The 25,046-nt window shown below is 62.0% G+C and carries 28 protein-coding genes; 21 read left to right on the top strand and 7 right to left on the bottom strand.

Features of this window, described 5'->3' with window-relative positions:
* Positions 1 to 63: 63 nt before the first annotated feature.
* From rhtA to K5K89_RS10700, 4 genes are all read left to right on the top strand, one after another.
* Positions 64 to 951 (top strand): threonine/homoserine exporter RhtA, encoded by an 888-nt coding sequence (gene rhtA, locus K5K89_RS10715; protein WP_222541370.1) that lies wholly within the window; start codon positions 64 to 66, stop codon positions 949 to 951.
* 164 nt (positions 952 to 1,115) lie between these two features.
* Positions 1,116 to 1,397, top strand: a complete 282-nt coding sequence (locus tag K5K89_RS10710) for a hypothetical protein (RefSeq protein WP_058426920.1) — start codon at positions 1,116 to 1,118, stop codon at positions 1,395 to 1,397.
* Between the two features lie 109 nt (positions 1,398 to 1,506).
* The gene (locus K5K89_RS10705) at positions 1,507 to 2,238 is read left to right on the top strand and encodes an SDR family oxidoreductase (protein WP_222541369.1); all 732 of its coding nucleotides are present in this window, start codon (positions 1,507 to 1,509) and stop codon (positions 2,236 to 2,238) included.
* A gap of 36 nt (positions 2,239 to 2,274) precedes the next feature.
* Positions 2,275 to 2,865, top strand: a complete 591-nt coding sequence (locus K5K89_RS10700) for a 2-hydroxychromene-2-carboxylate isomerase (RefSeq protein ID WP_092248070.1) — start codon at positions 2,275 to 2,277, stop codon at positions 2,863 to 2,865.
* Positions 2,866 to 2,911: 46 nt separating this feature from the next.
* Here K5K89_RS10700 and K5K89_RS10695 read toward each other — a convergent pair whose 3' ends face one another.
* The 3 genes from K5K89_RS10695 to K5K89_RS10685 all read right to left on the bottom strand — a co-directional run bounded on the left by K5K89_RS10695 (position 2,912) and on the right by K5K89_RS10685 (position 6,433).
* The gene (locus K5K89_RS10695) at positions 2,912 to 4,720 is read right to left on the bottom strand and encodes an aminopeptidase P family protein (RefSeq protein ID WP_222541368.1); all 1,809 of its coding nucleotides are present in this window, start codon (positions 4,718 to 4,720) and stop codon (positions 2,912 to 2,914) included.
* A 49-nt stretch (positions 4,721 to 4,769) separates the two neighbouring features.
* Positions 4,770 to 5,930, bottom strand: a complete 1,161-nt coding sequence (locus tag K5K89_RS10690; RefSeq protein WP_071492286.1) for a cysteine desulfurase family protein — start codon at positions 5,928 to 5,930, stop codon at positions 4,770 to 4,772.
* Positions 5,931 to 6,163: 233 nt separating this feature from the next.
* The gene (locus K5K89_RS10685; protein WP_071492285.1) at positions 6,164 to 6,433 is read right to left on the bottom strand and encodes a hypothetical protein; all 270 of its coding nucleotides are present in this window, start codon (positions 6,431 to 6,433) and stop codon (positions 6,164 to 6,166) included.
* 399 nt (positions 6,434 to 6,832) lie between these two features.
* On the opposite strand from K5K89_RS10685, the gene msuE reads away from it, so the two are divergent.
* From msuE to K5K89_RS10665, 4 genes are read left to right on the top strand one after another with little or no spacing between them, the layout of a single operon-like run.
* Positions 6,833 to 7,396, top strand: coding sequence for an FMN reductase (gene msuE / locus K5K89_RS10680; RefSeq protein ID WP_058426944.1), 564 nt, complete (start codon positions 6,833 to 6,835; stop codon positions 7,394 to 7,396).
* 9 nt (positions 7,397 to 7,405) lie between these two features.
* Complete coding sequence (ssuD, locus tag K5K89_RS10675) at positions 7,406 to 8,545, top strand: FMNH2-dependent alkanesulfonate monooxygenase (protein ID WP_071492284.1); 1,140 nt, start codon at positions 7,406 to 7,408, stop codon at positions 8,543 to 8,545.
* A gap of 19 nt (positions 8,546 to 8,564) precedes the next feature.
* A complete protein-coding gene (locus K5K89_RS10670; RefSeq protein ID WP_222541367.1) occupies positions 8,565 to 9,752 on the top strand; it encodes an acyl-CoA dehydrogenase family protein in 1,188 nt (395 codons plus the stop codon).
* Between the two features lie 11 nt (positions 9,753 to 9,763).
* Complete coding sequence (locus tag K5K89_RS10665; RefSeq protein WP_071492282.1) at positions 9,764 to 10,867, top strand: sigma-54 interaction domain-containing protein; 1,104 nt, start codon at positions 9,764 to 9,766, stop codon at positions 10,865 to 10,867.
* Here the strand turns inward: K5K89_RS10665 and K5K89_RS10660 are convergent.
* Positions 10,856 to 11,221 carry an antibiotic biosynthesis monooxygenase gene (locus K5K89_RS10660; RefSeq protein ID WP_071492281.1) on the bottom strand — a complete coding sequence of 122 codons (366 nt, stop codon included), beginning with the start codon at positions 11,219 to 11,221 and terminating at the stop codon, positions 10,856 to 10,858. The two genes, K5K89_RS10665 and K5K89_RS10660, sit on opposite strands and share 12 nt — an antisense overlap.
* Positions 11,222 to 11,321: 100 nt before the next feature.
* Here K5K89_RS10660 and soxR point away from each other — a divergent pair, with 100 nt between their 5' ends.
* The 4 genes from soxR to K5K89_RS10640 all read left to right on the top strand — a co-directional run bounded on the left by soxR (position 11,322) and on the right by K5K89_RS10640 (position 14,413).
* Entirely contained in the window at positions 11,322 to 11,771 is a 450-nt protein-coding gene (gene soxR / locus K5K89_RS10655; RefSeq protein WP_071492280.1) for a redox-sensitive transcriptional activator SoxR, read from the top strand.
* 99 nt (positions 11,772 to 11,870) lie between these two features.
* Positions 11,871 to 12,329, top strand: a complete 459-nt coding sequence (locus K5K89_RS10650) for a VOC family protein (RefSeq protein ID WP_222541366.1) — start codon at positions 11,871 to 11,873, stop codon at positions 12,327 to 12,329.
* Between the two features lie 126 nt (positions 12,330 to 12,455).
* Positions 12,456 to 13,331 carry an alpha/beta fold hydrolase gene (locus tag K5K89_RS10645; RefSeq protein WP_071492278.1) on the top strand — a complete coding sequence of 292 codons (876 nt, stop codon included), beginning with the start codon at positions 12,456 to 12,458 and terminating at the stop codon, positions 13,329 to 13,331.
* Positions 13,332 to 13,498: 167 nt separating this feature from the next.
* Entirely contained in the window at positions 13,499 to 14,413 is a 915-nt protein-coding gene (locus K5K89_RS10640) for a LysR substrate-binding domain-containing protein (RefSeq protein ID WP_222541365.1), read from the top strand.
* Here the strand turns inward: K5K89_RS10640 and leuD are convergent.
* Together leuD and leuC are read right to left on the bottom strand one after the other, a co-directional pair.
* Positions 14,410 to 15,024, bottom strand: a complete 615-nt coding sequence (leuD, locus tag K5K89_RS10635) for a 3-isopropylmalate dehydratase small subunit (RefSeq protein WP_222541364.1) — start codon at positions 15,022 to 15,024, stop codon at positions 14,410 to 14,412. The two genes, K5K89_RS10640 and leuD, sit on opposite strands and share 4 nt — an antisense overlap.
* Positions 15,021 to 16,439, bottom strand: a complete 1,419-nt coding sequence (gene leuC, locus K5K89_RS10630; protein WP_222541363.1) for a 3-isopropylmalate dehydratase large subunit — start codon at positions 16,437 to 16,439, stop codon at positions 15,021 to 15,023. Before leuC ends, leuD begins: the two co-directional genes overlap by 4 nt.
* A 284-nt stretch (positions 16,440 to 16,723) precedes the next feature.
* Here leuC and K5K89_RS10625 point away from each other — a divergent pair, with 284 nt between their 5' ends.
* The 8 genes from K5K89_RS10625 to K5K89_RS10590 are packed head-to-tail and all read left to right on the top strand — an operon-like array spanning position 16,724 to position 22,835.
* Positions 16,724 to 17,926: a PepSY-associated TM helix domain-containing protein gene (locus K5K89_RS10625; RefSeq protein WP_071496151.1), complete on the top strand. Its 1,203-nt coding sequence runs from the start codon at positions 16,724 to 16,726 to the stop codon at positions 17,924 to 17,926.
* Positions 17,923 to 18,459, top strand: coding sequence for a thiamine pyrophosphate-binding protein (locus K5K89_RS10620; protein ID WP_092248034.1), 537 nt, complete (start codon positions 17,923 to 17,925; stop codon positions 18,457 to 18,459). The genes K5K89_RS10625 and K5K89_RS10620 overlap by 4 nt, the downstream gene beginning before the upstream one ends.
* Complete coding sequence (locus K5K89_RS10615) at positions 18,456 to 18,785, top strand: hypothetical protein (RefSeq protein ID WP_071492272.1); 330 nt, start codon at positions 18,456 to 18,458, stop codon at positions 18,783 to 18,785. Before K5K89_RS10620 ends, K5K89_RS10615 begins: the two co-directional genes overlap by 4 nt.
* The gene (locus K5K89_RS10610; RefSeq protein WP_071492271.1) at positions 18,782 to 19,342 is read left to right on the top strand and encodes a DUF6162 family protein; all 561 of its coding nucleotides are present in this window, start codon (positions 18,782 to 18,784) and stop codon (positions 19,340 to 19,342) included. Before K5K89_RS10615 ends, K5K89_RS10610 begins: the two co-directional genes overlap by 4 nt.
* A gap of 19 nt (positions 19,343 to 19,361) precedes the next feature.
* Complete coding sequence (locus tag K5K89_RS10605) at positions 19,362 to 20,282, top strand: metal ABC transporter substrate-binding protein (RefSeq protein ID WP_092248031.1); 921 nt, start codon at positions 19,362 to 19,364, stop codon at positions 20,280 to 20,282.
* Positions 20,279 to 21,025: a metal ABC transporter ATP-binding protein gene (locus tag K5K89_RS10600; RefSeq protein WP_222541362.1), complete on the top strand. Its 747-nt coding sequence runs from the start codon at positions 20,279 to 20,281 to the stop codon at positions 21,023 to 21,025. The genes K5K89_RS10605 and K5K89_RS10600 overlap by 4 nt, the downstream gene beginning before the upstream one ends.
* Positions 21,022 to 21,921 carry a metal ABC transporter permease gene (locus K5K89_RS10595; RefSeq protein ID WP_222541361.1) on the top strand — a complete coding sequence of 300 codons (900 nt, stop codon included), beginning with the start codon at positions 21,022 to 21,024 and terminating at the stop codon, positions 21,919 to 21,921. Before K5K89_RS10600 ends, K5K89_RS10595 begins: the two co-directional genes overlap by 4 nt.
* Positions 21,921 to 22,835, top strand: coding sequence for a metal ABC transporter substrate-binding protein (locus K5K89_RS10590; RefSeq protein WP_071492267.1), 915 nt, complete (start codon positions 21,921 to 21,923; stop codon positions 22,833 to 22,835). Before K5K89_RS10595 ends, K5K89_RS10590 begins: the two co-directional genes overlap by 1 nt.
* Here the strand turns inward: K5K89_RS10590 and K5K89_RS10585 are convergent.
* Positions 22,816 to 23,541, bottom strand: a complete 726-nt coding sequence (locus K5K89_RS10585) for a UTRA domain-containing protein (RefSeq protein WP_033900319.1) — start codon at positions 23,539 to 23,541, stop codon at positions 22,816 to 22,818. The two genes, K5K89_RS10590 and K5K89_RS10585, sit on opposite strands and share 20 nt — an antisense overlap.
* Before the next feature lie 347 nt (positions 23,542 to 23,888).
* Between K5K89_RS10585 and K5K89_RS10580 the strand changes: the two genes are divergently transcribed.
* Positions 23,889 to 24,965 carry an ABC transporter substrate-binding protein gene (locus K5K89_RS10580; protein ID WP_222541360.1) on the top strand — a complete coding sequence of 359 codons (1,077 nt, stop codon included), beginning with the start codon at positions 23,889 to 23,891 and terminating at the stop codon, positions 24,963 to 24,965.
* Positions 24,966 to 25,046 lie beyond the last annotated feature (81 nt).

Genomic DNA, 25,046 nt, shown 5'->3' with positions numbered 1-25,046 from the left:
CACCAAACAGTTGAGCATCATAGCGCTCTTGCTTCTTTTATATGACTTCGGACGAATTCCCCAATGACCACCTCCCCTCGCAGCCTGGCCTCGACACTGTTCCCTGTCGGCCTGCTGTTGATCGCCATGGCCTCTATCCAGTCCGGCGCCTCGCTGGCCAAGAGCATGTTCCCTGTCGTTGGCGCACAAGGCACAACGGCACTGCGCCTGATTTTCGCCAGCGTGATCATGCTGCTTTTGTTGCGCCCGTGGCGCGCCAAGCTGACCTCCAAGTCCTTACGCACCGTCATCGTCTACGGGATGGCGTTGGGTGGCATGAACTTTCTCTTCTATATGTCATTGCGCAGCGTGCCCCTGGGGATTTCGGTCGCCCTGGAATTCACCGGCCCCCTCGCGGTGGCCATTTACGCCTCTCGCCGCGCAGTCGACTTCCTGTGGATTGCCCTCGCCATCATCGGCCTTCTCTTGTTGATCCCGATGGGCGAGGCCAGCAGCGGCATCGACTTGCTGGGGGCAGCCTACGCGCTGGGAGCAGGCGTCTGCTGGGCACTCTACATTCTGTATGGTCAGAAAGCAGGGAATGACAACGGCGTCCAGACCGCCGCCCTTGGGGTGATGATCGCCGCATTGTTTGTTGCACCTATCGGCATCGTCCACGCAGGCAGCGCATTGCTGACTCCCGCACTGATCCCGATCGCCATCGGCGTCGCCATTCTGTCCACCGCCCTGCCCTACACCTTGGAAATGGTTGCACTGACGCGCCTCCCTGCCCGCACCTTCGGCACTCTTATGAGCATTGAGCCGGCTTTTGGCGCACTCTCCGGCCTGTTATTCCTGCACGAGCACTTGTCCTTCGCCCAGTGGCTGGCAATCACTTGCATCATTTTGGCCTCCGTAGGTGCCACGGTAACCATGCGCAGCGAACCAAAGCCACTGGTTGCCTCGGATTGAAGTCTGTTTGAATGTAGCTCTGGTATTTACCGCACATTTAGGCCATGTTTAAGCCGTAAACGAATGTCATTCATGGAGAATTTCGACAAGGACAGCGCGAACGCTACACCCGAAAGCGAGTAGAGCCGGCCTCTGGCATTGCAAGGCGGCTATTAAGGATAGGAATGAAGCGAATTTTAATACTGTTAATGGTCATGGCCGTTGCTGGTTGTGCCGCGACCACCAAGACAGAAGTGAAACGTGGCAAAAAAGGGTTGCATATCAACTGTTCCGGCCTGTCCTCTTCCTGGGAGCAGTGCTACACCAGTGCGACCAACTCCTGTGGCGCCAAGGGCTACCGAGTAATCGCAAAGTCCGGTGACAATTCTGAGGAACCTGGGGACTACCCATTCGGCCTCAACCCTGCCGGCTACACCAGCCGCAGTATGATCGTCATCTGTAAGTAATCGAATGAGCAGTCATCTCTGACTGCTCCTATCAAATCCGGATACAAATCCGGTCCTTCGCGACACGGCGTCTAAACTCCTGCTCGACCATCGAGCCAACGGAGTTCCCATGACACACAACAAAAAAATCGTATTGGTAGTGGGCGCCGGTGATGCAACCGGCGGCGCCATTGCCAGACGCTTCGCCCGCGAAGGCTATGTGGCCTGCGTCAGCCGCCGCAGCGCCGATAAGTTACAGCCGCTGGTGGACAGTATTAACGCAGTGGGCGGCGAAGCCCACGGGTTTACCTGTGATGCGCGTAAAGAAGAAGACGTCGTCGCACTGATCGAACAGATCGAAACTGAACTGGGTCCGATTGAAGCCTTTGTGTTCAATATCGGCGCCAATGTGCCGTGCAGCATCCTGGAAGAAACCGCGCGCAAGTATTTCAAGATCTGGGAGATGGCCTGCTTCTCCGGCTTTCTGAACGCACGCGAAGTGGCCAAGCGCATGGTCACGCGCAATCGAGGCACCATCCTGTTTACCGGCGCCACCGCCGGATTGCGCGGCGGCGCAGGTTTTGCCGCCTTCGCCGGGGCCAAGCACGGGATTCGGGCCCTCGCGCAAAGCATGGCGCGGGAACTGGGTCCCAGGAACATCCATGTCGCCCATGTCGTGATCGATGGCGCCATTGACACCGACTTCATTCGCGACAATTTCCCGCAGAAATACGCACTCAAAGACCAGGACGGCATCCTCAGCCCCGAGCATATCGCCGATAACTATTGGCACCTCCACAGCCAGCCACGCGATGCCTGGACCTTTGAACTGGACCTGCGCCCCTGGAATGAACCCTGGTAAGCACGCCCCCATAACAATAAGCAGCGAGCAGCGACCATGCGTAAAACCCTGGAATTCTTCTTTGACCTGGGCAGCCCCGCCACCTACCTGGCCTACACCCAGCTACCGGCATTGTGCACGGCAACCGATACACAGCTTGTGTATAAACCCATGTTATTGGGCGGCGTGTTCAAGGCCACCGGTAACGCCTCTCCAATCACCGTTCCTGCAAAGGGTCGCTACATGCTCGATGACCTGGCGCGTTACGCCCGGCGCTACAACGTACCGCTCCGGTTCAACCCGCACTTCCCCATCAATACGCTGGTGTTGATGCGAGCGGTCACCGGCATCCAATTGCACCAGCCTGAGCGTTTCCTGGACTTCGTTGATTGCCTGTTCCATGCCCTTTGGGTCGAAGGCCGTCACCTGGGAGACCCCGCCGTCGTGGCTGCCGTACTCACTGAATACGGATTTGCCGCCAATGAAATCCTGAATTTGGCCAATGACGAAACCGTAAAGGCTGCCCTGAAGGACAACACCGAACAGGCCGTTCAACGCGGCGTGTTCGGTGCCCCCAGTATGTTTGTAGGCAACCAGCTGTTCTTCGGTCAGGACCGTCTGGAATTTGTGCGCGAAGCGTTGAGTTAGAGCTTGATGGCCAAAACGCCCTGGCACGTTACTGCCTAGCAGGTAATCAGATAGCCGCAGTGCGTACCTGCAACCACTCCAGCGCGGCACCGCTGAGCAATGGGCTCAAACGCGTGCGCACCTCAGTGTGGTAAGCGTTGAACCACTCACGCTCGTCTGCCGTGAGCAACGATGGCACCAGGCAGCGCGTGTCGATCGGGCACAAGGTCAGGGTTTCGAACTTGAGAAACTCACCGAACTCGGTCTTGCCCGCTTCGCGGTTCAACACCAGGTTCTCGATACGCACGCCCCAACGGCCCGGACGGTAAGTACCCGGTTCAATAGAGGTGATCATCCCCGCTTGCATCGCCGTTTGCGGCGCCGTAGCCGCCTGGTAGGCAATCACTTGTGGGCCCTCATGCACGTTGAGGAAATAGCCTACACCGTGGCCAGTACCGTGGCCGTAGTCCACGCCGTCCGCCCAGATCGGCGCGCGGGCAATTGCATCCAGCAGCGGCGACAGGATCCCTTTCGGAAAGTGGGCACGGGACAAGGCAATCACGCCCTTGAGCACCCGGGTGCAGTCCCGCTTCTGCTCGTCACTCGGCGTGCCGATCGGCACCATCCGCGTGATGTCCGTGGTGCCGCCCAGATACTGGCCACCCGAATCGATCAGCAGCAGGCCATCGCCTTCGATCAGCGCGTGCTCTTCTTCAGTGGCGTGGTAATGCGGCATCGCGCCGTTGGCGTTGTAGGCCGCAATGGTGTTGAAACTCAACGACACATAACCAGGGCGGCGGCTGCGTGCAGCGGTCAGGTGTTCGTCGATGGTCAACTCGGTGATGCGCTCACGGCCCAGCGCACTGTCCAGCCAGGCGAAAAACTCGCACAGCGCTGCGCCATCCTGCTCCATGGCCTGGCGGATATGTTCTGCGTCGGCCAGGCTCTTGCGGGACTTGGCCAATGTGGTCGGGTTGAGGCCTTCGACCAGCTTGACGCCGGCATCGAGATTCTCCAGCAAACCCGCGGTAACGCGCGCCGGGTCGACCTGCAGACTGGCGCCCGCCGGCACCGCGCGCAAAGCATCCGCCACTTCGCTGTAGTCGCGCAGCATCACGCCATCCTGCTCCAGCACAGCCCGCAACTCGGCGTCGACTTTGCTCAGTGCCACAAACAGCGTGGCCTGGTGTTGATTGATCAACGCAAAGGACACAAACACCGGGTTGAACGAAACGTCACCACCACGCAGGTTGAACAGCCAGGCAATGTCATCCAGGGTCGCGATGAAATGCCAGTCGGCGCCCTTCTCTTTCAAGGCAGCACGCAGCGAAGCGAGTTTTTCAATACGGCTGACAGTAGCCTGCGGTGGCAGATGTTGATAGATCGGCTGCTTCGGCAATGCCGGACGGTCACGCCAGACTTCATCAAGCAGGTCGATATCGGTACGCAAGCGCGCGCCGCGCTCCGCCAGCTTACCGCCCAGGGTACGCGCCGACGCCACGGCCATGACCGCACCATCCACCGCCACCACACCACCTTCCGGCGTTTGCTCGGCCAGCCACTCCAGCGGCCCGGGTTGGCCCGGCTGCAGCTTCACCAATTCGATGCCGCTGCCCTTGAGTTCCTTGGTCGCCTGTTCCCAGTAACGGCTATCGGCCCACACACCGGCGAAATCCGCAGTGACAATCAGCGTTCCCACCGAGCCATGAAACCCCGACAGCCATTGCCGCCCCTGCCAGTAGCCCGGCAAGTACTCGGACAAGTGCGGGTCGGCCGACGGCACCAGCAGGGCATGAATACCCTCGCGGCTCATCAGTTCACGGGTATGCGCCAGGCGCTGGGGAACCGTTCCATGGGTCAAGGGCTGCGTACTCATTGTGTCTCCTGCTAACCACGAATAATTGTTATGTGTCGCGATAAATGAATCAGACCGCCCAGAACGCCGGTGCGCTGGCGAGGGCCGCCTTGATCAGTTGCACCGCCTGGTCGATATCCTGTTCGGTGGTAAACCGGCCGAGGCTCAAGCGAATGGTGCGGCTGGCGCTGCGTGCATCATGGCCCAGGGCGAGCAGCACATGGGACGGTGCATTGCTGGCCGAATTGCAGGCCGAGGTCGCAGAAAACGCGATCCCCGCGCTCAACGCCGCGGCGTTGAATTCGCCTTCACTGAACGTGAGGCTCAGGGTATGGGGAATACGCTGTGTAGCGCTGCCATTGAGGCGCACACCGGCCACCGACTCCAACTGGTCGAGCAGGCGCTGGCGCAGAGCCACAATCACCGCCTTTTCTTCAGAGAAAGACGCCGCCGCCAAGGCGAACGCGGTGCCCATGCCAGCAATCTGATGGGTCGCCAGGGTGCCGGAACGCAAGCCGCCCTCGTGGCCGCCACCGTGAATCTGTGCCAGGACCTTCTGCTGCGCCCGCGGACCGACGTACAAAGCGCCGATACCTTTGGGGCCATAGAGTTTGTGCGCGGAAAACGACATCAGATCCACCGGCCACTGCGCCAGATCGATCGCCACCTTACCCGCCCCTTGCGCCGCATCCACATGCAACAACGCGCCGTGTTCACGCACGCGGGCACCGATGGCAGGGATATCGTTGAGGGTGCCGAGCTCGTTGTTCACCAGCATCAACGACACCAGGAAGGTGTCCTCGCGCAAGGCTTCGCTGACGGCATCGGCGCTGATCAAGCCATCGGCGTCCGGCACCAGGTAGGTCACGGCCACGCCGGCTTCCTGCAATTGTCGCGCGGTATCCAGGGTGGCCTTGTGTTCGATCTGGCTGGTAATGATATGCCCACCCGCCACGCCCCGCGCCTGGGCCACGCCTTTGATCGCAAGGTTGTTGGATTCGGTGGCGCCGGAGGTCCAGACGATTTGGTCCGGGTTGGCACCGACCAGCCCGGCCACCTGACGACGCGCCTGTTCGACCGTCTGCCGGGCCGCCTGGCCGAACGCATGGGAACTGGACGCGGGGTTACCGAAATTGGCGTTGAAGCCCAGACACTCGACCATCACCTGGATGACCCGCTCGTCCACCGGGGTGGTGGCGGCATAGTCGAAATACAACGGACGTTTATTCATGACGTTAGAAACTCGCAGAGCAGGTTCCCGAGAGCAGCGTCTCAGGGGCACGGACCGGGACAGAGGTCGTCAGGTTTAACCGATCACACGCCATTAAAGAAGAACCACTTTATGTAAATGTGCGTAGGAACGCTCCTGAAATTCAGCTTAACAGGCTGAAGTCGCTCCATGGCAAACAAAAAGCCCGAGGATCCTTGTGGATTACCTCGGGCTTTTTGCCGCTGGGCGCGGGTTCAACTGGGACGACCATGCAGGGTCACGCTGCGTTCGGCATTCATTTCGCCCTTGCTATCAAAGCCGAAGGGTTTCTGTGGCTGGCCGGTCAGCGCGGCGCGCTGCTGTTGATATTCGTCAAACGACAAACCACGACGGCTCAATGCTTCGAGGGCCAACTGCTTGGTTTCTTCTGCGGTGTAAGGACGCAATTCAGGCGAAGGATGAGTCGCACATCCGGCAAGGACTGAGCTGACAATCAATAAGGAAACAGCGAGGAATCGGTTCATGGTGGTGGCCCTGCAAAGGAGGTTTAGAGTCAATGAACACAGGCTACTCCCACCCCTTAATGGTGAAAAATCACCTGCCTTGATAGTTGCTATCAACCGCGAAGGCACCTCCGATAGCAGCGCCTTTATATTTCTTTATGATCTATAAATATGGAAATACGTTCATTTACGGAATAAATACAACCCTCTATAACGGGACTAGACCGCCCTGGCACTGTTGCCCACGCAACTGTTGCCCTGGCAACAGCCAATCAACAAATCACCAGGCAGCCAACACCGGCATTTTTCAGCAGTGAGCCTGCAACCCGCGTCTATCAAGGCTTGCACCCGTTGGTACAGCTCTTGCTCAAGCGGTTGCACTCCACCTGCTATGAACCACTGTTGAAAAAGGAACTGTTCATGACCCGTCCCCTGAATGTTGTTGCCCTCTCCGGCGGAACCTGGCGCCCGTCCCGTACCCTGGTGTTGACCCAGGCGGTGCTGGCTGAGCTGGCTACCTTGCTGCCGATCCAGGCCACCCTGATCGAGCTGGGCGATATCGCCCGGCCGCTGGGCGGTGCGCTGTCCCGTGATGAACTGCCCGCAGAAGTCGAAGCGCAACTGTTGGCCATCGAACAGGCCGACTTGCTGATCGTCGCCGCGCCGGTCTATCGCGGTTCCTACCCGGGCCTGCTCAAGCACCTGTTCGACCTGGTCGGCCTCAATGCGCTGATCAACACCCCCGTGCTCCTGGCGGCAACCGGCGGCAGCGAACGCCACGCGCTGGTCCTCGACCACCAACTGCGTCCGCTGTTCAGCTTCTTCCAGGCACTGACCCTGCCGATCGGTGTGTACGCCACCGAGGCCGACTTCACCGACTACCAAATAACCAGCGAATTACTGAAAGCCCGTATTCAACTGGCGGCAGAACGCGCAGCGCCTTTGTTCGCCGCGCACTCCCCCTCTCTGCTGAAAATCGCTTAAGGATTGGTCATGGATGTTTTCTGGTTTCTGCCAACGCACGGCGACGGTCATTATCTGGGCACCACCCAAGGTGCACGGCCGGTCACCCTCAATTATCTGAAACAGGTCGCCCAGGCGGCTGACAGCCTGGGCTACCACGGCGTGCTGATTCCTACCGGGCGCTCGTGCGAAGACTCCTGGGTCATCGCCTCGGCCTTGGTGCCGCTGACCGAACGCCTGCGTTACCTGGTGGCGATTCGTCCGGGCATCATTTCGCCGACTGTCTCGGCGCGCATGGCGGCGACCCTCGATCGCCTGTCCAATGGCCGCCTGCTGATCAACGTGGTGACCGGCGGCGACCCCGACGAAAACCGTGGCGACGGCAGTTTCCTCGACCACGCCGAACGCTACGAAGTCTCCGACGAATTCCTACGTATCTGGCGCCGTGTGTTACAGGGCGAATCGGTGGATTTCGAAGGCAAGCACCTGCGCGTGCAGAACGCCAAGGCCCTTTACCCGCCGGTGCAGAAGCCTTACCCGCCGCTGTACTTCGGTGGGTCCTCCGACGCCGCCCACGACCTCGCCGCCGAGCAGGTGGACGTGTACCTGACCTGGGGCGAACCACCCGCCGCCGTTGCGGAAAAACTCGCGGATGTGCGTGAGCGCGCCGCACGCCACGGGCGCACCGTGAAGTTCGGCATCCGCCTGCATGTGATCGTGCGCGAGACCGAAGAAGACGCCTGGAAAGCCGCCGACAAGTTGATCGAGCACATCAGCGACGAAACCATCGCCGCCGCGCAAAAATCCTTTTCGCGCTTTGATTCCGAAGGCCAACGCCGCATGGCTGCCCTGCACGACGGGCGCCGTGACAACCTGGAAATCGCCCCCAACCTGTGGGCCGGCGTCGGCCTGGTGCGCGGCGGGGCCGGCACCGCGCTGGTGGGCAACCCGCAACAAGTGGCCGAACGCATCAAGGAATACGCGGACCTGGGGATCGAGAGCTTCATTTTCTCCGGCTACCCGCATTTGGAAGAAGCCTATCGCTTCGCCGAGCTGGTGTTCCCGTTGCTACCGGAACCCTATGCCAGCCTTGCCGGCCACGGCATCACCAACCTCACGGGCCCCTTTGGCGAAATGATTGCCAACGATGTGTTGCCGACCAAAGCTTGAGATCAATGAGGAACACCGTGTGACCGCCAAACCCCACAGCGTCCTGCCGTCCCCCTTGCAGACCGCCAGACTGCTGGCCGCCGAATTCGCCCTGACCGCCGTCGAACGTGACGAACGCGGCGGCACCCCGAAGGCTGAACGCGACGCCCTGCGCCAGAGCGGCCTGCTGGCCCTGAGCATTCCCACCCAGTACGGTGGCCTCGGCGCACGCTGGAGCGACACCCTGGGTATCGTGCGTGAATTCGCCAAGGTCGACAGCTCCATCGCCCATGTCTTCGGTTTTCACCACCTGATGCTCGCCACCGTGCGCCTGTTTTCGCGCCCGGACCAATGGCAACCCTGGTTCGAACAGACCGCGCGCAAAAACTGGTTCTGGGGCAACGCCCTCAACCCGCTGGACACGCGCACCGTGGTCAAGGATTTCGGCGGCTGGCGCGAGTTCTCCGGCAAAAAGAGCTTCTGCTCCGGCGCCAGCGACTCGGAGATGCTGATCGCTTCGGCGGTGGACGAATCCGCCGGTGGCAAACTGCTGATCGCGGCGATCCCCAGCGGGCGCAGCGGCATCACCTTGCACAATGATTGGAACAATATCGGCCAGCGCCAGACCGACAGCGGCAGCGCCAGCTTCGAACGGGTGCGCGTCGAAGAATCCGAGCTGCTGCTCGATCCGGGACCGCTGAGCACACCCTTCGCCTGCCTGCGCCCGTTGCTCGCCCAACTGACGTTCACCCACATGTTTCTCGGCATTGCCGAAGGCGCCTTCGAGGAAGCGCGCAATTACACCCTCACCGAAACCCGCGCGTGGCATAAATCCTCGGCCGAAGATGTGCGCAGGGACCCTTACGTACTGCATCACTACGGCGAATTCTGGGTCGCACTGGAAGGCGTGCGCCTGCTGGTGGAGCGCGCTGCCGACCTGCTCGACCAGGCCTGGGCCAAAGGCCCGAACCTCAGCGAAACCGAACGCGGCCAGTTGGCCATTGCCATCGCCACCGCCAAGGTCGCCGCTACCCGCCAAGGCCTGGAGCTGTGCAGCCGCCTGTTCGAAGTCACCGGTGCGCGCTCCACCCACGCGTCGCTGCGCCTGGACCGTCACTGGCGCAACCTGCGCACCCAGACCCTGCACGACCCGGTGGACTACAAACTCCACGAACTGGGGGACTGGGCGCTGAACCACTCCCTGCCGATTCCAACGTTCTATTCCTAAGAGAGGTGCCCATGCAGCTGTTGACCCTACCGCCCTCGCCCGCCCTCGCGACCTCGATCCGCGCCACGGCCCAGGTCTTCGAAGACCCCAAATCCCAGGCGCTGCTCGACCACATCCAGCAAGTGGCGCCCAGCGAAGCCAGCGTGCTGATCATCGGCGAGACCGGCACCGGTAAAGAGCTGGTGGCACGCCACATCCACAACCTAAGCGCACGGCGCAACCGCCCGTTCGTGGCGGTCAACTGCGGGGCGTTCTCCGAGTCCCTGGTGGAGGCCGAACTGTTCGGCCATGAAAAAGGCGCCTTCACCGGCGCCCTCAGCGCCAAGGCCGGCTGGTTCGAGGAGGCCGACGGCGGCACGTTGTTTCTCGATGAGATCGGCGATTTGCCGATGGCGATCCAGGTCAAACTGCTGCGGGTCCTGCAGGAACGGGAAGTCGTACGCCTGGGTTCGCGCAAGAGCATTCCGATTGATGTGCGCGTCTTGGCCGCAACCAACGTGCAGTTGGAAAAAGCCATCAACGCCGGGCATTTCCGCGAAGACCTCTATTACCGCCTCGACGTGGTCAGCCTGGAGCTCAGCCCGCTGCGCGAGCGCCCCGGCGATATCCTGCCACTGACCCGGCACTTTATCGAAGCCTACAGCCAGCGCCTGGGATATGGCCCCATCACCATCAGCCGCGAGGCCGAGCACAAGCTTAAAAGCTACAGTTGGCCGGGCAACATCCGCGAGTTGGAAAACGTAATCCACCACACCCTGCTGATCTGCCGGAACGGCGTGATCGAGCGCGACGACCTGCGCCTGTCCAACATGCGCATCGAGCGCCAGGACGACAGCCAGCACGGCAGCGACAACAGCGCCGAAGCATTGCTGGCGCGGGCCTTCCAGAAACTGTTCGAGGAACAGGCCGGCGCCCTGCATGAAAAGGTCGAAGATGCCCTGCTACGGGCCGCCTACCGTTTCAGCCATTACAACCAGGTGCACACCGCCAACCTGCTCGGCCTGAGCCGCAACGTCACACGTACGCGCCTGATCAAGATCGGCGAGCTGGCGGTGAACAAGCGCCGGCCCGGAGAAAACGTGCAAGGCGAGCGCATGCTGCACCTATCCATTTAGGCGGCAGTGCAACGCGTTGTCGTGGCTGCGTTCGAAACTGCGCAGCACCTGGAACGAACCAAAGGTCACGGCCGTGGCCTGGTGGGCGCGAATCAATGTCCAGAAATCTTCCTCGCCATGCTCAAAACACTGGAAGGCCGCCTCGCCGTCTTCACGCGAGTGCCATTGCAGGTAATTGAGCACCCGCCGTCCGTCATCGCTGACCAGCACACTCGCATTGATAAAGCCGCCATGGCCCTGGGCCAGGCGTTCGCTCTGAAGGGTCAGGGCGGCCACCAGGGCAGATTGTTGCCGGGGTTCGATCTGAAACTCGATCAATTGAGTGAAGCTGCGATTCTTCTCTGATACCTGCATGAACACTCCCCTTCCTCTGTAGGCAGAATCTTGCGATTCGATGCCATGCAGGGTAAAACCTCTAGTTAAGTCAAGGTCAAGCGCTTATCTGGAGTTTTTCATGCTCAACAAGGAACTCACTGTCGGCCAACTGGCCGCCCGCAGTGGTGTGGCGGTCACGGCGCTGCACTTCTACGAAACAAAGGGGCTGATCAAGAGCAATCGCAACGCCGGTAATCAACGGCGTTACCCCCGGGATGTACTGCGGCGCGTGGTGGTGATCAAGATCGCCCAGCGCCTGGGCATTCCGCTGGCAACGATTGGCGAAGCCTTGCAGACATTGCCGGAGGGGCGCACGCCCAACGCCCAGGATTGGGAGCGTTTGTCGGCGCTGTGGCGGCAAGACCTGGATGAGCGCATCAATAAGCTGACGCTGCTGCGCGACAAGCTCAATGGCTGTATTGGCTGCGGATGTTTGTCGATGGAGGCGTGTCCATTGCGCAATCAGGATGACCAGCTTGGTGAGCGCGGGCCGGGGGCACAGTTGCTGGAACCGACACCCCCTGCATGACCTGCGGCCCCAACACTTCGTCGACTGCCCACAGGCCACACGGAACGTGGCCTAAAGTGAAGAGGCCGTGTCTCTACAACCACAATCAAGGAGAGCGATATGAGCGTTGAACCTATTCCGGAGGGCTACGCCAGCATCACGCCTTACATGGGCATCGACAAAGCCAGTGAAGCCATCGAGTTCTACAAAAAAGCCTTCGGCGCCACCCAGGTCATGCGTCTGGACATGCCCGATGGCAAAGTCGGCCCTGCCGAGCTGCGCATCGGCGATTCGGCCATCATGCTGGGCACGCCCTGCGACGAAATGGCCCTGCGCAACCCGGCCGAACACACCAGTGTCGGCTTGCACCTGTATGTGAACGATGTCGACGCGCAGTTCAAGCAAGCCGTTGCGGCTGGCGCCAGCGTCGTGTCCGAGCCCAAGGACCAGTTCTATGGCGACCGCTCCGCCAGTGTGAAGGATCCGTTCGGTCATCTGTGGTTCCTGGCCACCCACAAGGAAGACCTGACCGAAGCACAGATCCGCGAACGTGCCGAGGCCCTGTTCAAACAAGGCTGACCCTTTGCAGGAGCGAGCGAGCCCGCTACTGCATCACACTTCATGAACACCCCCTCCACGTTTTTGCCCTTGCCCCGAATGCCGCGTGATTCCAGGATGCAAGCAATTACAAAGAGGAGTCACTCCATGTTCGCCGGATTCCAGAAAGACCAGTGCCACGTCAACGGCGTGGACATCAGCTACCGCAAAGGTGGTACAGGTCCCGGTCTGCTCCTGTTGCACGGGCATCCGCAAACCCACGTCATCTGGCACAAAGTCGCCGAGCAACTGGCTGAACACTTCACCGTGGTGGCCGCCGACCTGCGCGGCTATGGCGACAGCAGCAAGCCACCGGCCAATGACCATCACACCCATTATTCGAAACGGGAAATGGCCCGGGACAACGTCGAACTGATGCAGGCGCTGGGCCTCGACACGTTCTCGGTGCTGGCCCACGACCGTGGTGCCCGCGTGGCCCACCGCCTGGCCCTGGACCACCCGGCGGCCGTGCAACGCCTGGTGCTGCTGGACATTGCCCCGACCCTGTCGATGTACGCGCAGACCAACGAAGCCTTCGCCCGTGCCTACTGGCATTGGTTCTTCCTGATCCGTCCGGCGCCGTTGCCGGAAGCCTTGATCGAGGGCAACCCGGAGCTGTACCTGCGTAGCGTGATGGGCAGTCGCAGCGCCGGGCTCAAGCCGTTCACCGATGAGGCCTTCGCCGAATACCTGCGTTGCCTGAAATTGCCGGGCGCCGCCACGGGCATCTGCGAGGACTACCGGGCTGCCGCCGGTATCGACCTTGAGCACGACCAGGCGGACATCGACGCCGGCAATCACCTGAACCTGCCGTTACTGGTGATGTGGGGCGCCGAAGGCACTGTCGGGCGCTGCTTCGAGCCGCTCAAGGAATGGCAGAAAGTCGCCACCGACGTGCGTGGCAAGGCCCTGCCGGCCGGCCATTACATCGCCGAAGAAGCCCCTGAGTTGCTGCTGGGCGAAGTCCTGACCTTCCTTCGCTGAGCAGCGCTGTAACCCGGTTCTTCCGCATCGTCGGCATTATCGGCCGGGGAGACACCGATCGGCGCCTTCGCTGCTATCGCGTTCACCACCGGCAAGCAACCGGGCCTGCCGAAAGGTCTGCCCAACCGGTGCTATTCTGGCGGCTCATGCCGCCAGCCCTGTTTGTGATGACTAACAAGAAAGATACCGTGCCCCTACCCGAAGACCTGCGGGTGTTCCTGACCGTGATCCGCAAGGCCGGTTTCGCTGCGGCGGCCGATGAGCTGGGCTTGTCGCCGGCGTATGTCAGCAAGCGCATCCAGATTCTCGAAACCACCTTGGCCACCCGCCTGTTGCACCGCACCAGCCGGCGCATTGCCCTGACCGAAGACGGTGAACGGGTGCAGCGCTGGGCGGTGCGCATCCTCGAAGATTTCCAGCAACTGTCCGATGAACTCTCCGACGCCCATGACCGCCCGCGGGGCCACCTGCATGTGTGCAGCAGCTTCGGTTTCGGTCGCAACCATGTGGCCCCGGCCGTGTCGTTGCTGGCTGAGCAGTACCCGGACCTGGAAATCCGCCTGGACCTGTTCGACCGCGTGGTGGATATCGTCAGCGAAGGCTTCGACCTGGAGATCCGCGTGGGCGACGACATCCCCGGCCAGCACATCGGCCGTCGGCTGGTGAGCAACCGGCGCGTGCTGTGCGCCGCCCCGGCTTACCTGGAGCGGCGCGGCACACCGCAACAGTTGAGCGACCTGGAGCAGCACGACTGCCTGATACTCAAGGAGCGCGATAACGCGTTCGGCATCTGGAACCTGGAGCGCGACGGCACCCAGGAAAGCGTGCGCGTACGCGGGCCGCTGTCGTCGAACAATGGCGAAATTGTGCTGCAGTGGGCATTGGATGGGCGCGGTGTGCTGCTGCGCTCGATGTGGGATGTGAAGCCGCTGTTGGAGCAAGGCAAGCTCGTGCAGCTACTGCACGGTTATACCCAGAGCGCCAACGTGTGGGCGGTGTACCCGACACGGTTGGCGTATTCCGGGAAGCTGCGGGCCTGCGTGGAGTTTTTGCAGGAGCATTTCAAGGGATTGTCGATCTAGCTCAGCCAGGGGTTGGCTTGCAGGTGCCGGCGTTCGAAGGCCTTGATCTCCTCACTGCGCTGCAAGGTGCTGCCGATGGCATCCAGGCCCCGCAACAACGCAGTCTTGCGCAGGGTATCGATCTGGAACGGGATCACCTGGCCATCCGCCAAATGGATCTGCTGGGATTCAAGGTCGACACTGATCTGCGCCTGGTCCGCCTGGCTGACGGTCTTGCCCAGCTGCTGCAACACCGCCTCGTCCAAGGTGATCAACAACACCCCGTTGCGCTGGCAATTGTCATAGAAAATCCCCGCGAAGCTGCTGCCGATCAGCGCGCGGATGCCCATCTGCTTCAAGCCCCATACCGCGTGTTCCCGGCTGGAACCGCAGCCGAAGTTCGGCCCGACCACCATGAACCTCGCACCCTGCCAGGCCGGCTGGTTCAGCACGAACTCGGGGTTGGGCTCGCCGGACGCCAAGAAACGCAGGTCGAAGAACAGCCCGCGGTCCAGGCCGCTGCGGTCGATACCCTTGAGAAACTGTTTGGGCATGATCACATCGGTATCGATATTGGCCGCCAGCATCGGCGCGGCCTTGCCGATGACCAGGGTGAAGGGTTGCAGGCTCATGGGCGCGCTCCAAAGTGGCGGATATCAGTGAGGCGGCCGGTAATGGCAGCGGCGGCGACCATCGCCGGGCTCATCAGGTGAGTGCGTGCGCCCGCGCCCTGGCGGCCTTCGAAGTTGCGGTTGGTGCTGGACGCACAGCGGTCGCCGGGGGCGAGCACATCGTCGTTCATCGCCAGGCACATCGAGCAACCCGACTGACGCCATTCAAAGCCGGCGTCGATAAAAATCGCTGCAAGGCCTTCGGCTTCGGCCTGGTCGCGCACTTCGGTGGAGCCCGGCACGATCATCGCCCGCACGTGTTCAGCGACGCGCTTGCCACGCACCACGCTGGCGGCGTCGCGCAGGTCTTCGATGCGGGCGTTGGTGCAGGAGCCGATGAACGCATGGCTGATAACGATCTCGCTCAACGGCATACCGGCTTCCAGGCCCATGTAGTTGAGGGCGCGGCGCATGTCCTGGCGCAGGATCGGGTCGCTGACGTCCTGCGGGTCGGGCACGCGGGCGCCGATGGGCGCGGCCTGGTCGGGGCTGGTGCCCCAGGTGACCATGGGTTCCAGGGTGCTGGCATCGAGGTGCACTTCCTGGTCGAACACCGCATCGGCATCCGAGTGCAGTTGGCGCCAGCCCACCAGCGCCTGGTCCCACAGCTCGCCTTTCGGCGCACGCGGCTTGCCCTTGAGGTAGGCGAAGACTTTTTCGTCCGGCGCCATGAACGCGCCGCGCGCGCCCGCTTCCACCGCCATGTTGCAGATGGTCATGCGCGCCTCGACGCTCAGCGCATCGATGGTGGAACCACGAAACTCAATGGCATAGCCCGTGGCACCGGAAGCGCCGATCTTGCCGATCAGCGCCATGATCACATCCTTGGACGTCAGGCCGGGTGCCAGGTCGCCCTCAACCGTGACCCGCAGGGTCTTCAGACGCTTGTAGACCAACGTCTGAGAGGCCAGCAGGTGTTCGATCTCCGAGGTGCCGATGCCGAAACCGAAGGCACCGAGGGCGCCGTAGGTGGTGGTGTGGCTGTCACCGGCGGCGATCACCATGCCTGGCAGGATAAAGCCCTGCTCCGGGGCGATTACGTGTTCGATGCCCTGGCGCTTGTCGAGGATGTCCAGCAGCTCGATGCCGAAGTCCCGGCAGTTCTCCGCCAGGTAGGACACCTGCCGCGCCCCGCCTGCGTCTGGCATTGCCGCGATGCGCTTGGGCGTGGTGGGGTTTACATGGTCGACCACGGCCAGCGCCGTGCCTGGGCGCCACACGTTACGCCCGGCCTCGCGCAAGCCGCTGAAGGCCTGGGGGCTGGTGTATTCGTTGATCACCTGGCGGTCGATATAAAGCAGCACATGGCCCTGGTCATCCAGGGGGCACACCGTGTGGGAATCGATGTGTTTGTCGTAGAGGGTTCGGGCAGTCATTTTTCTGGGCTCACTTTTGTCGGCGCTCAACGGTATGCGCCCATCCTACGCAGCCGCCCCGCCCCATCAATGGCGCCTGGGTGAGGGCTTGGAACATGTTTCGTGTTCGATCAAGGCGATAAAACGCCCCGAATGGGAACCTGAAACATTTTCTTTCATATCCGCCTTAGGGATTTCTCATTCTCATCCGTCTTAACTTAGATACAGCCCGTCGCGTCAGCAAAAGCTACGACTGGCCTTTTCCGGGCCTCCATTGCCCTCCTCCGATCAAGACCCTCATTCACATGTCGAAGAAGTCACGCTCCAAACTCTGGTTTCTCGTACATAGCTGGCTGGCATTGCCTATCTGGTTCTTTGTACTGATCGTCTGCGTCACCGGCACCCTGGCGGTGGTCAGCCAGGAGATCGTCTGGCTGGCCAACCCGGATATCCGTGCGAGCAAGCCCTCGGACGATGCCGAACCGCTGAGCTACGACCAGGTGATCGCCGCCATCAAGCGCGATGAACCCCAGGTATATGTGCAGTCGATCAGCCGGCCCGACGAATCGCATTTTGCATTGAGCGTCGACCTCAGCTACCCCGACGGACGCTCGGTGGAGGTCTACGTCAACCCGTACACCGGGGCGATCCAGGGCATCAGCCCCTCCTTCAACTTCCAGCAGTTCACCCGCGCCCTGCATGGCTGGTGGCTGGTGCCGTTCACCAATGGCTACAGCTGGGGCTGGTACCTGGTGTCGGCACTCGGCATCCCGCTGCTGGCGTCGCTGGTCACCGGGCTGGTGGTGTACAAGCGGTTCTGGAAAGGCTTCCTGCGCCCGACCCTGCGGATCCGCCACGGCGCGCGGATTTTCTGGGGGGACTTCCACCGCTTGAGCGGTATCTGGTCGATCTGGTTCATAGCAGTCATCTCCGTTACCGGCATCTGGTTCCTGATCCGGGCGATTTTGGGCGACAACCAGATTTCGATTTCCACCGAACCGGTCATCCCGGTGATTGCCCGGGAGAAGGTGCCGATGTCGGCGCCCGGCGTGCCGGCCCCCATGATTCCGGTGGACGAGGCGATCAAGATCGCCACCCAGCGCATCCCTGGCCTGGAGGCAAGTTTCATCAGCCTGCCGCTCAATGCCTACAGTCACCTGCAGATCGGCGGGCGGGGCTGGTACCCGTTGATGTTCCAGACCGCGCAGATCAACCCCTATGACGGTGAAGTGGCTGCGGCGCACCTGCTGTCCGACCGTTCGAAGCTGGAGTTCGTCACCGAATCCATGCGCCCCCTGCACACCGGCGACTTCGGCGGCATCTGGATCAAGCTGATCTGGGCCTTCTTCGGCCTGATCATGAGCATGATGGTGTTGAGCGGCCTGCTGATCTGGACCAAACGCACCGCCCTGGCCACCCTCAATGCCTTCAAGCGTGAAGCCAAGGCGCAGCACAAACCGGTTTCCCTCCCCGCCCGGCAGGCGCAAACCTCGGAGGCCAACTCATGAGCAAGGTCGCTGCGGTAAAACCATCGCCTCTGCGGGCGCTCTGGCTGAAATGGCGTTTCCATCTCAATGTGCTGCTGTTGCTGGTGCCGCTGGGCTTCATGCCCAAGTACTTCGCCGATGCAGCGCTGTTTCGCGGCGACACCGGCATCGGCGAACGGGTGGCCGGCGACGTACAGGTCGGACCCTGGAGCCTGAAGCTTGCCGAGTTTCGCAATGAAGGCCCGCGCCCCGACCCGGCCGGCCCGATGAAGTTCTTCAACGCGGCCCTGTGCGACAGCTGTGCCAACCAGGTCAAGGCCACCTACCTGCGCATCGGCAAGCCGCGCAGCCTGCGTGCTGCCGGGGTGATCTTCTTCGGTACGCCTTACCGCATGGGCGCCGGCCTGCCGATCCCGGAACGTACGCCCGTCGACGCCGAACTGTGGGTGACCATGGAAGGCTGGGACGGCAGCATGCACCAGGGTTCCATCCCGTTGAGCCAGGCTTCGCCTGCCACGATTGCCTGGCTGAACAAGCAAGGAGTTAAACCATGACTTTGATGCGACTGACCCGCGCCTGCGGCGTCCTGTTGATGGGTGCGGGGTTCAGTACCGTAGCCCTCGCCCACAACCCGATGTGCGAGTGCAAGGAAATCCCCGGTGAGCAGATCCAGTGCAAGGGCGGCTTCTCCGACGGCAGCGGTGCACCCGGCGTGACCCTGGACGTGATCGGCTACGACGAAACCATCCTGGTGCCCGGCAAACTCGGCCAGGACTCGACCCTGACCTTCAAGAAACCGTCCGCCGAGTTCTACGTGCTGTTTGATGCCGGTCCCGGCCACGTAGTGGAAATCGACCAAGCGGATATCCAGCCGCAATGAGTACCACACAGGTTGTACGCCCGGCCGGTGCCGGTCACGAAACCCTCTACGTGCTGCTGTTGTGCCTGATCATCCTCGCGGTGGCCGGCTCGGTAATAGCGCTGCACGGTGAATCCCAGGAAGTCGCGGCGGTGCCCAGCCACCAATTGGACGCGCGCCGCGACCTGAGCGCCGCCGAGCAAGGCATTTACGCTGACCTGCGGGTGACCCTGGATGAAATCCAGCTGTTGCAGCAGGAACAAAGCGCGCTGCCCAGCCCGGCGCAACTGGCCGAAGAAGGCTTTGCGCCGTTTGCCCAGGACGCCAGTTCGGTCAGCCGTGGCGATCACCGCTGGCAACTGTTGGAACCCTCGGCCTACCTGGGCTTGAGCCAGGCGCCAGCGACCAGCGGTTCATTACTGATGCGCGTGCACGGGGCCGAGCCGGACATCTGGCTCAATCGCCAGGCCAACCTCGCCGCTCCCTCCGACCTCTCCGACCAGGCGCTGATCGCAGCCGGCTGGCGGCAGGTGGTCGCGCAATTCGATGCCGGCGTCACCCGCCAGCACCGTCACTGAACGAGAAGACCGATTGCCCATGTCTATTTCATCGCCCCTGTTGCGCCTGTTGCTGGTTGGCCTGTTCAGCCTGATGCTCGCTCCCCTTGCCAATGCCGAGGCAACCAAGCGCCTGCGTATCGGCATCACCCTGCACCCTTATTACAGCTACGTGGCCAATGTCGTCGGCGACAAGGCCGAGGTGGTGCCGCTGATTCCGGCCGGTTTCAACCCGCATGCCTACGAGCCACGCGCCGAAGACATCAAGCGCATCGGCACCCTGGACGTGATCGTGCTCAACGGCGTCGGCCACGATGATTTCGCCGACCGCATGATCGCCACCAGCGAGCGCCCGGACATCCCGGTGATCGAAGCCAACGCCAATGTGCCATTGCTGGCCGCCACCGGTAACGCCGCACGCGGTGCGGGCAAGGTGGTCAACCCGCATACCTTCCTGTCGATCAGCGCATCGATTGCCCAGGTCAACAACATTGCCCGCGAACTGGGCAAGCTCGACCCGGACAACGCCAAGACCTACACCCAGAATGCCCGCGCCTACGGCAAGCGCCTGCGCCAGATGCGTGCCGATGCCCTGGCCAAATTGACCAGCGCACCCAACCCGGACCTGCGCGTGGCCACCGTGCATGCGGCCTACGACTATCTGCTGCGCGAGTTCGGCCTGGAAGTCACCGCCGTGGTCGAACCGGCCCACGGCATCGAGCCAAGCCCCAGCCAGTTGAAGAAAACCATCGACGAACTGCGCGCCCTGGACGTGAAGGTGATCTTCTCGGAGATGGACTTCCCGTCCACCTACGTCGACACCATCCAGCGTGAATCCGGGGTCAAGCTGTACCCGCTGTCGCATATTTCCTACGGCGAATACAGCGCCGAGAAGTACGAAGTGGAAATGACCGGTAACCTCAACACGGTGGTCCGGGCAATTCAGGAGTCCGGAGCATGACGGCGGCGGAACAGCTGAAGGTGGTCAGCGTCGGCCCGACGCTTGAGTTCGACAAGGTGTCGTTGACCCTGGGTCGTACCGCGATCCTCGATGCGGTGAGTTTCCAGGTAAAGCCGGGCAGCATCCATGCGCTGGTCGGCCCCAACGGCGGCGGTAAAAGCTCGCTGATCAAGACCCTGCTCGGGCAGACACCCCATCAGGGTCGGCTGAGCCTGCATTGGCCGGCCGCGCCCGGCACTATCGGCTATGTACCCCAGACCCTGGAGTTTGACCGTGGCTTGCCGATGACCGTGGATGATTTCATGGCTGCCATGTGCCAACGGCGCCCGGCGTTCCTGGGCCTGTCCAGGCACTACGCCGGCGCGATCGGGGACGCACTGGAGCGCGTCGGCATGCAGGACAAACGCAAGCGGCGCATGGGCGCCCTGTCCGGCGGTGAACGCCAGCGTGTGCTGCTGGCCCAGGGGCTGATCCCGGCGCCGCACCTGCTGGTGCTGGATGAGCCGATGTCGGCCCTCGACGAAGCCGGTATCCAGGTGTTCGAGCGCCTGCTCAATGACTGGCGCCTGGCCGGGATCACCGTGCTGTGGATCGAGCATGACCTGGAAGCCGTGGGCCGCCTGGCCGACCGCGTCACCGGCCTGAACCGCCGCGTGCTGTTCGATGCCACGCCCAAGGAGGCGCTGACCCCGGACCGCCTGCTGACCCTGTTCTCCACCCACCCTCGGAGCCCGGCGCAATGAGTTATGAAGCCTTTCGCTTGATGGTCCAGGGCTGGGCCTCTTCTGGCTACCTGCCGGAGGCGCTGGCCTACGGTTTTGTGGTCAACGCCCTGCTCGCCGGTCTGCTGATCGGCCCGGTACTGGGCGGCCTGGGCACGCTGGTGGTGGTCAAGCGCTTCGCATTTTTCTCCGAAGCGGTTGGCCATGCCGCGTTGACCGGCGTGGCAGTCGGGATCCTGCTGGGTGAACCCTATACCGGGCCGTATGGCGCCCTGTTCGGCTACTGCCTGCTGTTCGGCATCCTGCTCAACTACCTGCGCAACCGCACGGGCCTGGCGCCGGACACCTTGATCGGGGTGTTCCTGTCGGTGTCCCTGGCGCTGGGGGCGAGCCTGTTGCTGATCCTGGCCGGCAAGATCAACGTGCATATCCTCGAGAACGTGCTGTTTGGCTCGGTGCTGACGGTCAACGGCTACGATCTGCTGGTGCTGGCGGTTGTCGGTGCGCTGGTGATGGCCCTGGCGCTGCCGCTGTACAACCGCATCATGCTGGCCAGCTTCAATCCGCAGTTGGCCGCTGTGCGCGGCGTCGCCGTGAAAACCCTGGACTACCTGTTCGTGATCCTGGTGACGCTGATCACCGTCGCAGCGGTCAAGGTCATCGGTGCGATCCTGGTGGGGGCGCTGCTGGTGATTCCGGCGGCTGCGGCGCGGCTGTTGAGCCAGTCGCTGAAGGGCTTCTTCTGGGTCTCGGTGGCGATTGCCACAGTCAGCACCCTGTGCGGGATTCTGCTGCCGATCATCTTCGACCTGCCCGTGCCGTCCGGCGCCGCCATCATCCTGGTCGCTGGTATCGCCTTCGCCCTGGCCGCCATCGCGCGCGGCACAGTGCCCAGCCTCAAAGGGAATCTTGGATAATGCGCTCCGTTCTTCATCCCCTGGCCCTGGCCATCGCCTGTATGTTCACCGCGCCGCTGATGGCGGCGCAAGCGGCCAAACCGGCTGCTCATGCCGTAAAACCGGTCAAAGTACTGGCCTCCCTGCCGATTACCTATGGCCTGGCCGACGTGTTGCTCAAAGGCACCGATGTGCAGCTTGAACGCGCCGCCCCGGCCAACCTGCCGGGTTCACGCCAGGTGTCCTACTTCACCGGCCGTGGCGCGCCGGCCCTGAGCAAGTTGGCGCTGGACGCCGACGCCGCCATCGGCCTGCGCTCATTGTGGGCCGATGACCCGCTGTACCCGGTGGCGCGGCGTAGCAATATCCGTATCGTCGAAGTCGACGCCGCCCGCCCGGTGGATGGTGGCTTGCCTGGCATCGCCGTACAGCCGGGCGTTGCCGATGGCCTGAACAGCCAGCCATGGCAGTCGAGCAACAATATGGGGCGCATGGCCGACGTACTGGCTGCCGACCTGAGCCGCCTGGCCCCGGGCGCCAAGCCGAAGATCGACGCCAACCTCGCCGCCCTCAAGCAGCGCCTGCTCAAACTCACCGCCGACAGCGAAGCGCGCCTGGCCAAGGCGGATAACCTGAGTGTGGTCAGCCTGAGCGATCACTTTGCTTATCTGATCAGCAGTTTGAACCTCGAAGCGCTCAGCACCGATGCACGGCCGGATGCCGACTGGACGCCCGAGGCGCTACAGAAACTCACGGCCGAGCTGAAGGACAACGATGTGGCGGTGGTGCTGCATCATCGCCAGCCGAGTGAGGCGGTGACGGCAGCGGTAACGGCAAGTGGCGCCAGGCTGCTGGTGCTGAACGTGGACGGTGCGGAACCGGTGGCGGAGCTGGAAACCAATGTGGACCAGGTGATCAAGGCGCTGACCCCATGACATCCACACCGACATGAATCGCATCATGCCGCCAGAACTCCAGGTCGCAGTCGATCAACCGCTGGTGCTGGTCATAGTTGACCCGGGCGATACGCAAGCCCGGGCTGCCCACCGACACACGCAACGCAGCGGCGGCCTCCACCGGCAGTGACGTCGGCACGATCTCGAAACGCACCCGCCCGTAGTGCAGGTCGTACTTGCGTGCATACAGCTCGGTCATCGACTGATTCAAATCACACGCCAGGATCCCCGGGAAATACTGCGGGTTCAGGTAGTGCTCCACATACAACACCAGGCGCCCATCGATGCGCCGGCCCCGGCAGATCTGGATCACGCTCGACAGTGCCGGCAGCTGCAACCAGGCGCACACCGCCGCCGACGCCGGTTGCAGCCGCGCGGAGATGACCTCGGTGGACGCCACCCGCCCCTGGTCGCTGACCATCGCGTGAAAGTGGCTGCGTTGCATCAGGTTGTAGGCCAACCGTGGCGGCGAGACAAACCAGCCGCGTCGCTCCTCGCGATAAATCTGACCCTGCGCTTCCAGTTGTAACAAGGCTTCCCGCACGGTAATCCGGGTGGTACCGAACAACTCGCTGAGCTTGCGCTCGGCCGGCAGTTTGCTGGCAGGCGGCAACAGGCCGTGGTCGATCTGCTCTTGCAGCGCCAGGCCGATGGATGTCACCGCCTTGATTGCCTCATCACGCATCAACGTTACCTATCTGGACTAGACCAGCACCGACAAGGTGCACAAACCGCTCCGTAAATGGGCTTGCACGGTTGAGTGCCAGCCTAGGTAGTACAGATGACCGACAGATGACAGTCCGTGTGCAGCCGTCGCAGCACACCCTGCAATACGTCGGCCAAGTCCCTTCCCCACGGGCACTTGAGCATGGTCTACGCTGATTCTGCGACAAGCGACATCAGCATTTTAAAAACGACATCGACATGAAACTGTCATCCATCGAGCCTAGATTGGCTCAGGTATTGCTCTGACCTAGACCAACAACACCGCAGAAACAACCGCCGCGTTGAAAACGCCCAAAGGAGCTTCGGATGAAACAGCTTTTCCTGGCATCACTGTTAGGCTCGACCATTGCCATGTGCACCGCCGCCATGGCCGCTGATACCGATCTAAAAACCCTGGAAGCTGCCGCCAAGGCAGAAGGCGCTGTCAACAGCGTCGGCATGCCCGATGACTGGGCCAACTGGAAAGGCACCTGGGAAGACCTGGCCAAGACCTACGGCCTCAAGCACATCGACACCGACATGAGCTCGGCCCAGGAAATCGCCAAGTTCAAGGCTGAAAAAGACAACGCCAGCGCCGACATCGGCGACGTGGGCGCGGCGTTCGGGCCGATTGCAGTGAAGCAGGACGTGACCCAGCCGTACAAACCGTCCACCTGGGCCCAGGTCCCGGATTGGGCGAAAGACAAGGACGGTCACTGGGCCCTGGCCTACACCGGCACCATCGCGTTTATCGTCAACAAGAAGCTGCTGCACGGCTCTGAAGTGCCCACCAGTTGGGCTGACCTGCAAAACGGCAAATACAAGGTCTCCATCGGTGACGTAAGCACTGCGGCGCAAGCGGCCAACGGCGTACTGGCAGCCGCCATTGCCAATAAAGGCGACGAAAAGAACATCGCCCCCGGCCTGCAATTCTTCACCAAGATAGCCCAGCAAGGCCGCCTCTCACTGTCCAACCCGACTATCGCCACAATGGAAAAAGGTGAAGTCGAAGTGGGCGTGGTCTGGGACTTCAACGGCCTGAGCTACAAGGCCAAGATGGCCAACCCGGATGACTACGTGGTGTTGATCCCATCGGATGGCTCGGTGAAATCCGGCTACACCACCCTCATCAACAAATACGCCAAGCACCCGAACGCCGCCAAGCTGACCCGCGAGTACATTTTCAGCGACGCCGGCCAACTCAACCTGGCCAAAGGCAATGCGCGTCCGATCCGTGCTGAAACCGACCTGAAACTGCCGGCCGAGATCGCCAAGAACCTGATCCCGGGCGAGCAGTACACCAAGGCCAACCCGCAGCCGATCAAGGATGCCGATGCCTGGGAAGCCACGTCCAAGAAGCTGCCTCAACTGTGGAACGAGCAAGTCATCGTAGAGATGAAGTAAGCCTGCCACCCCACATTGGACTCCACTGGAGATCCAATGTGGGAGGGGGCTTGCCCCCGATGGCGGTGGATCAGTGACAGA

The sequence above is a fragment of the Pseudomonas sp. DR208 genome (genome assembly GCF_019823005.1).
Taxonomy (GTDB): Bacteria; Pseudomonadota; Gammaproteobacteria; order Pseudomonadales; family Pseudomonadaceae; genus Aquipseudomonas; species Aquipseudomonas extremorientalis.
This window is presented reverse-complemented; position numbering and strand designations above follow the sequence as displayed.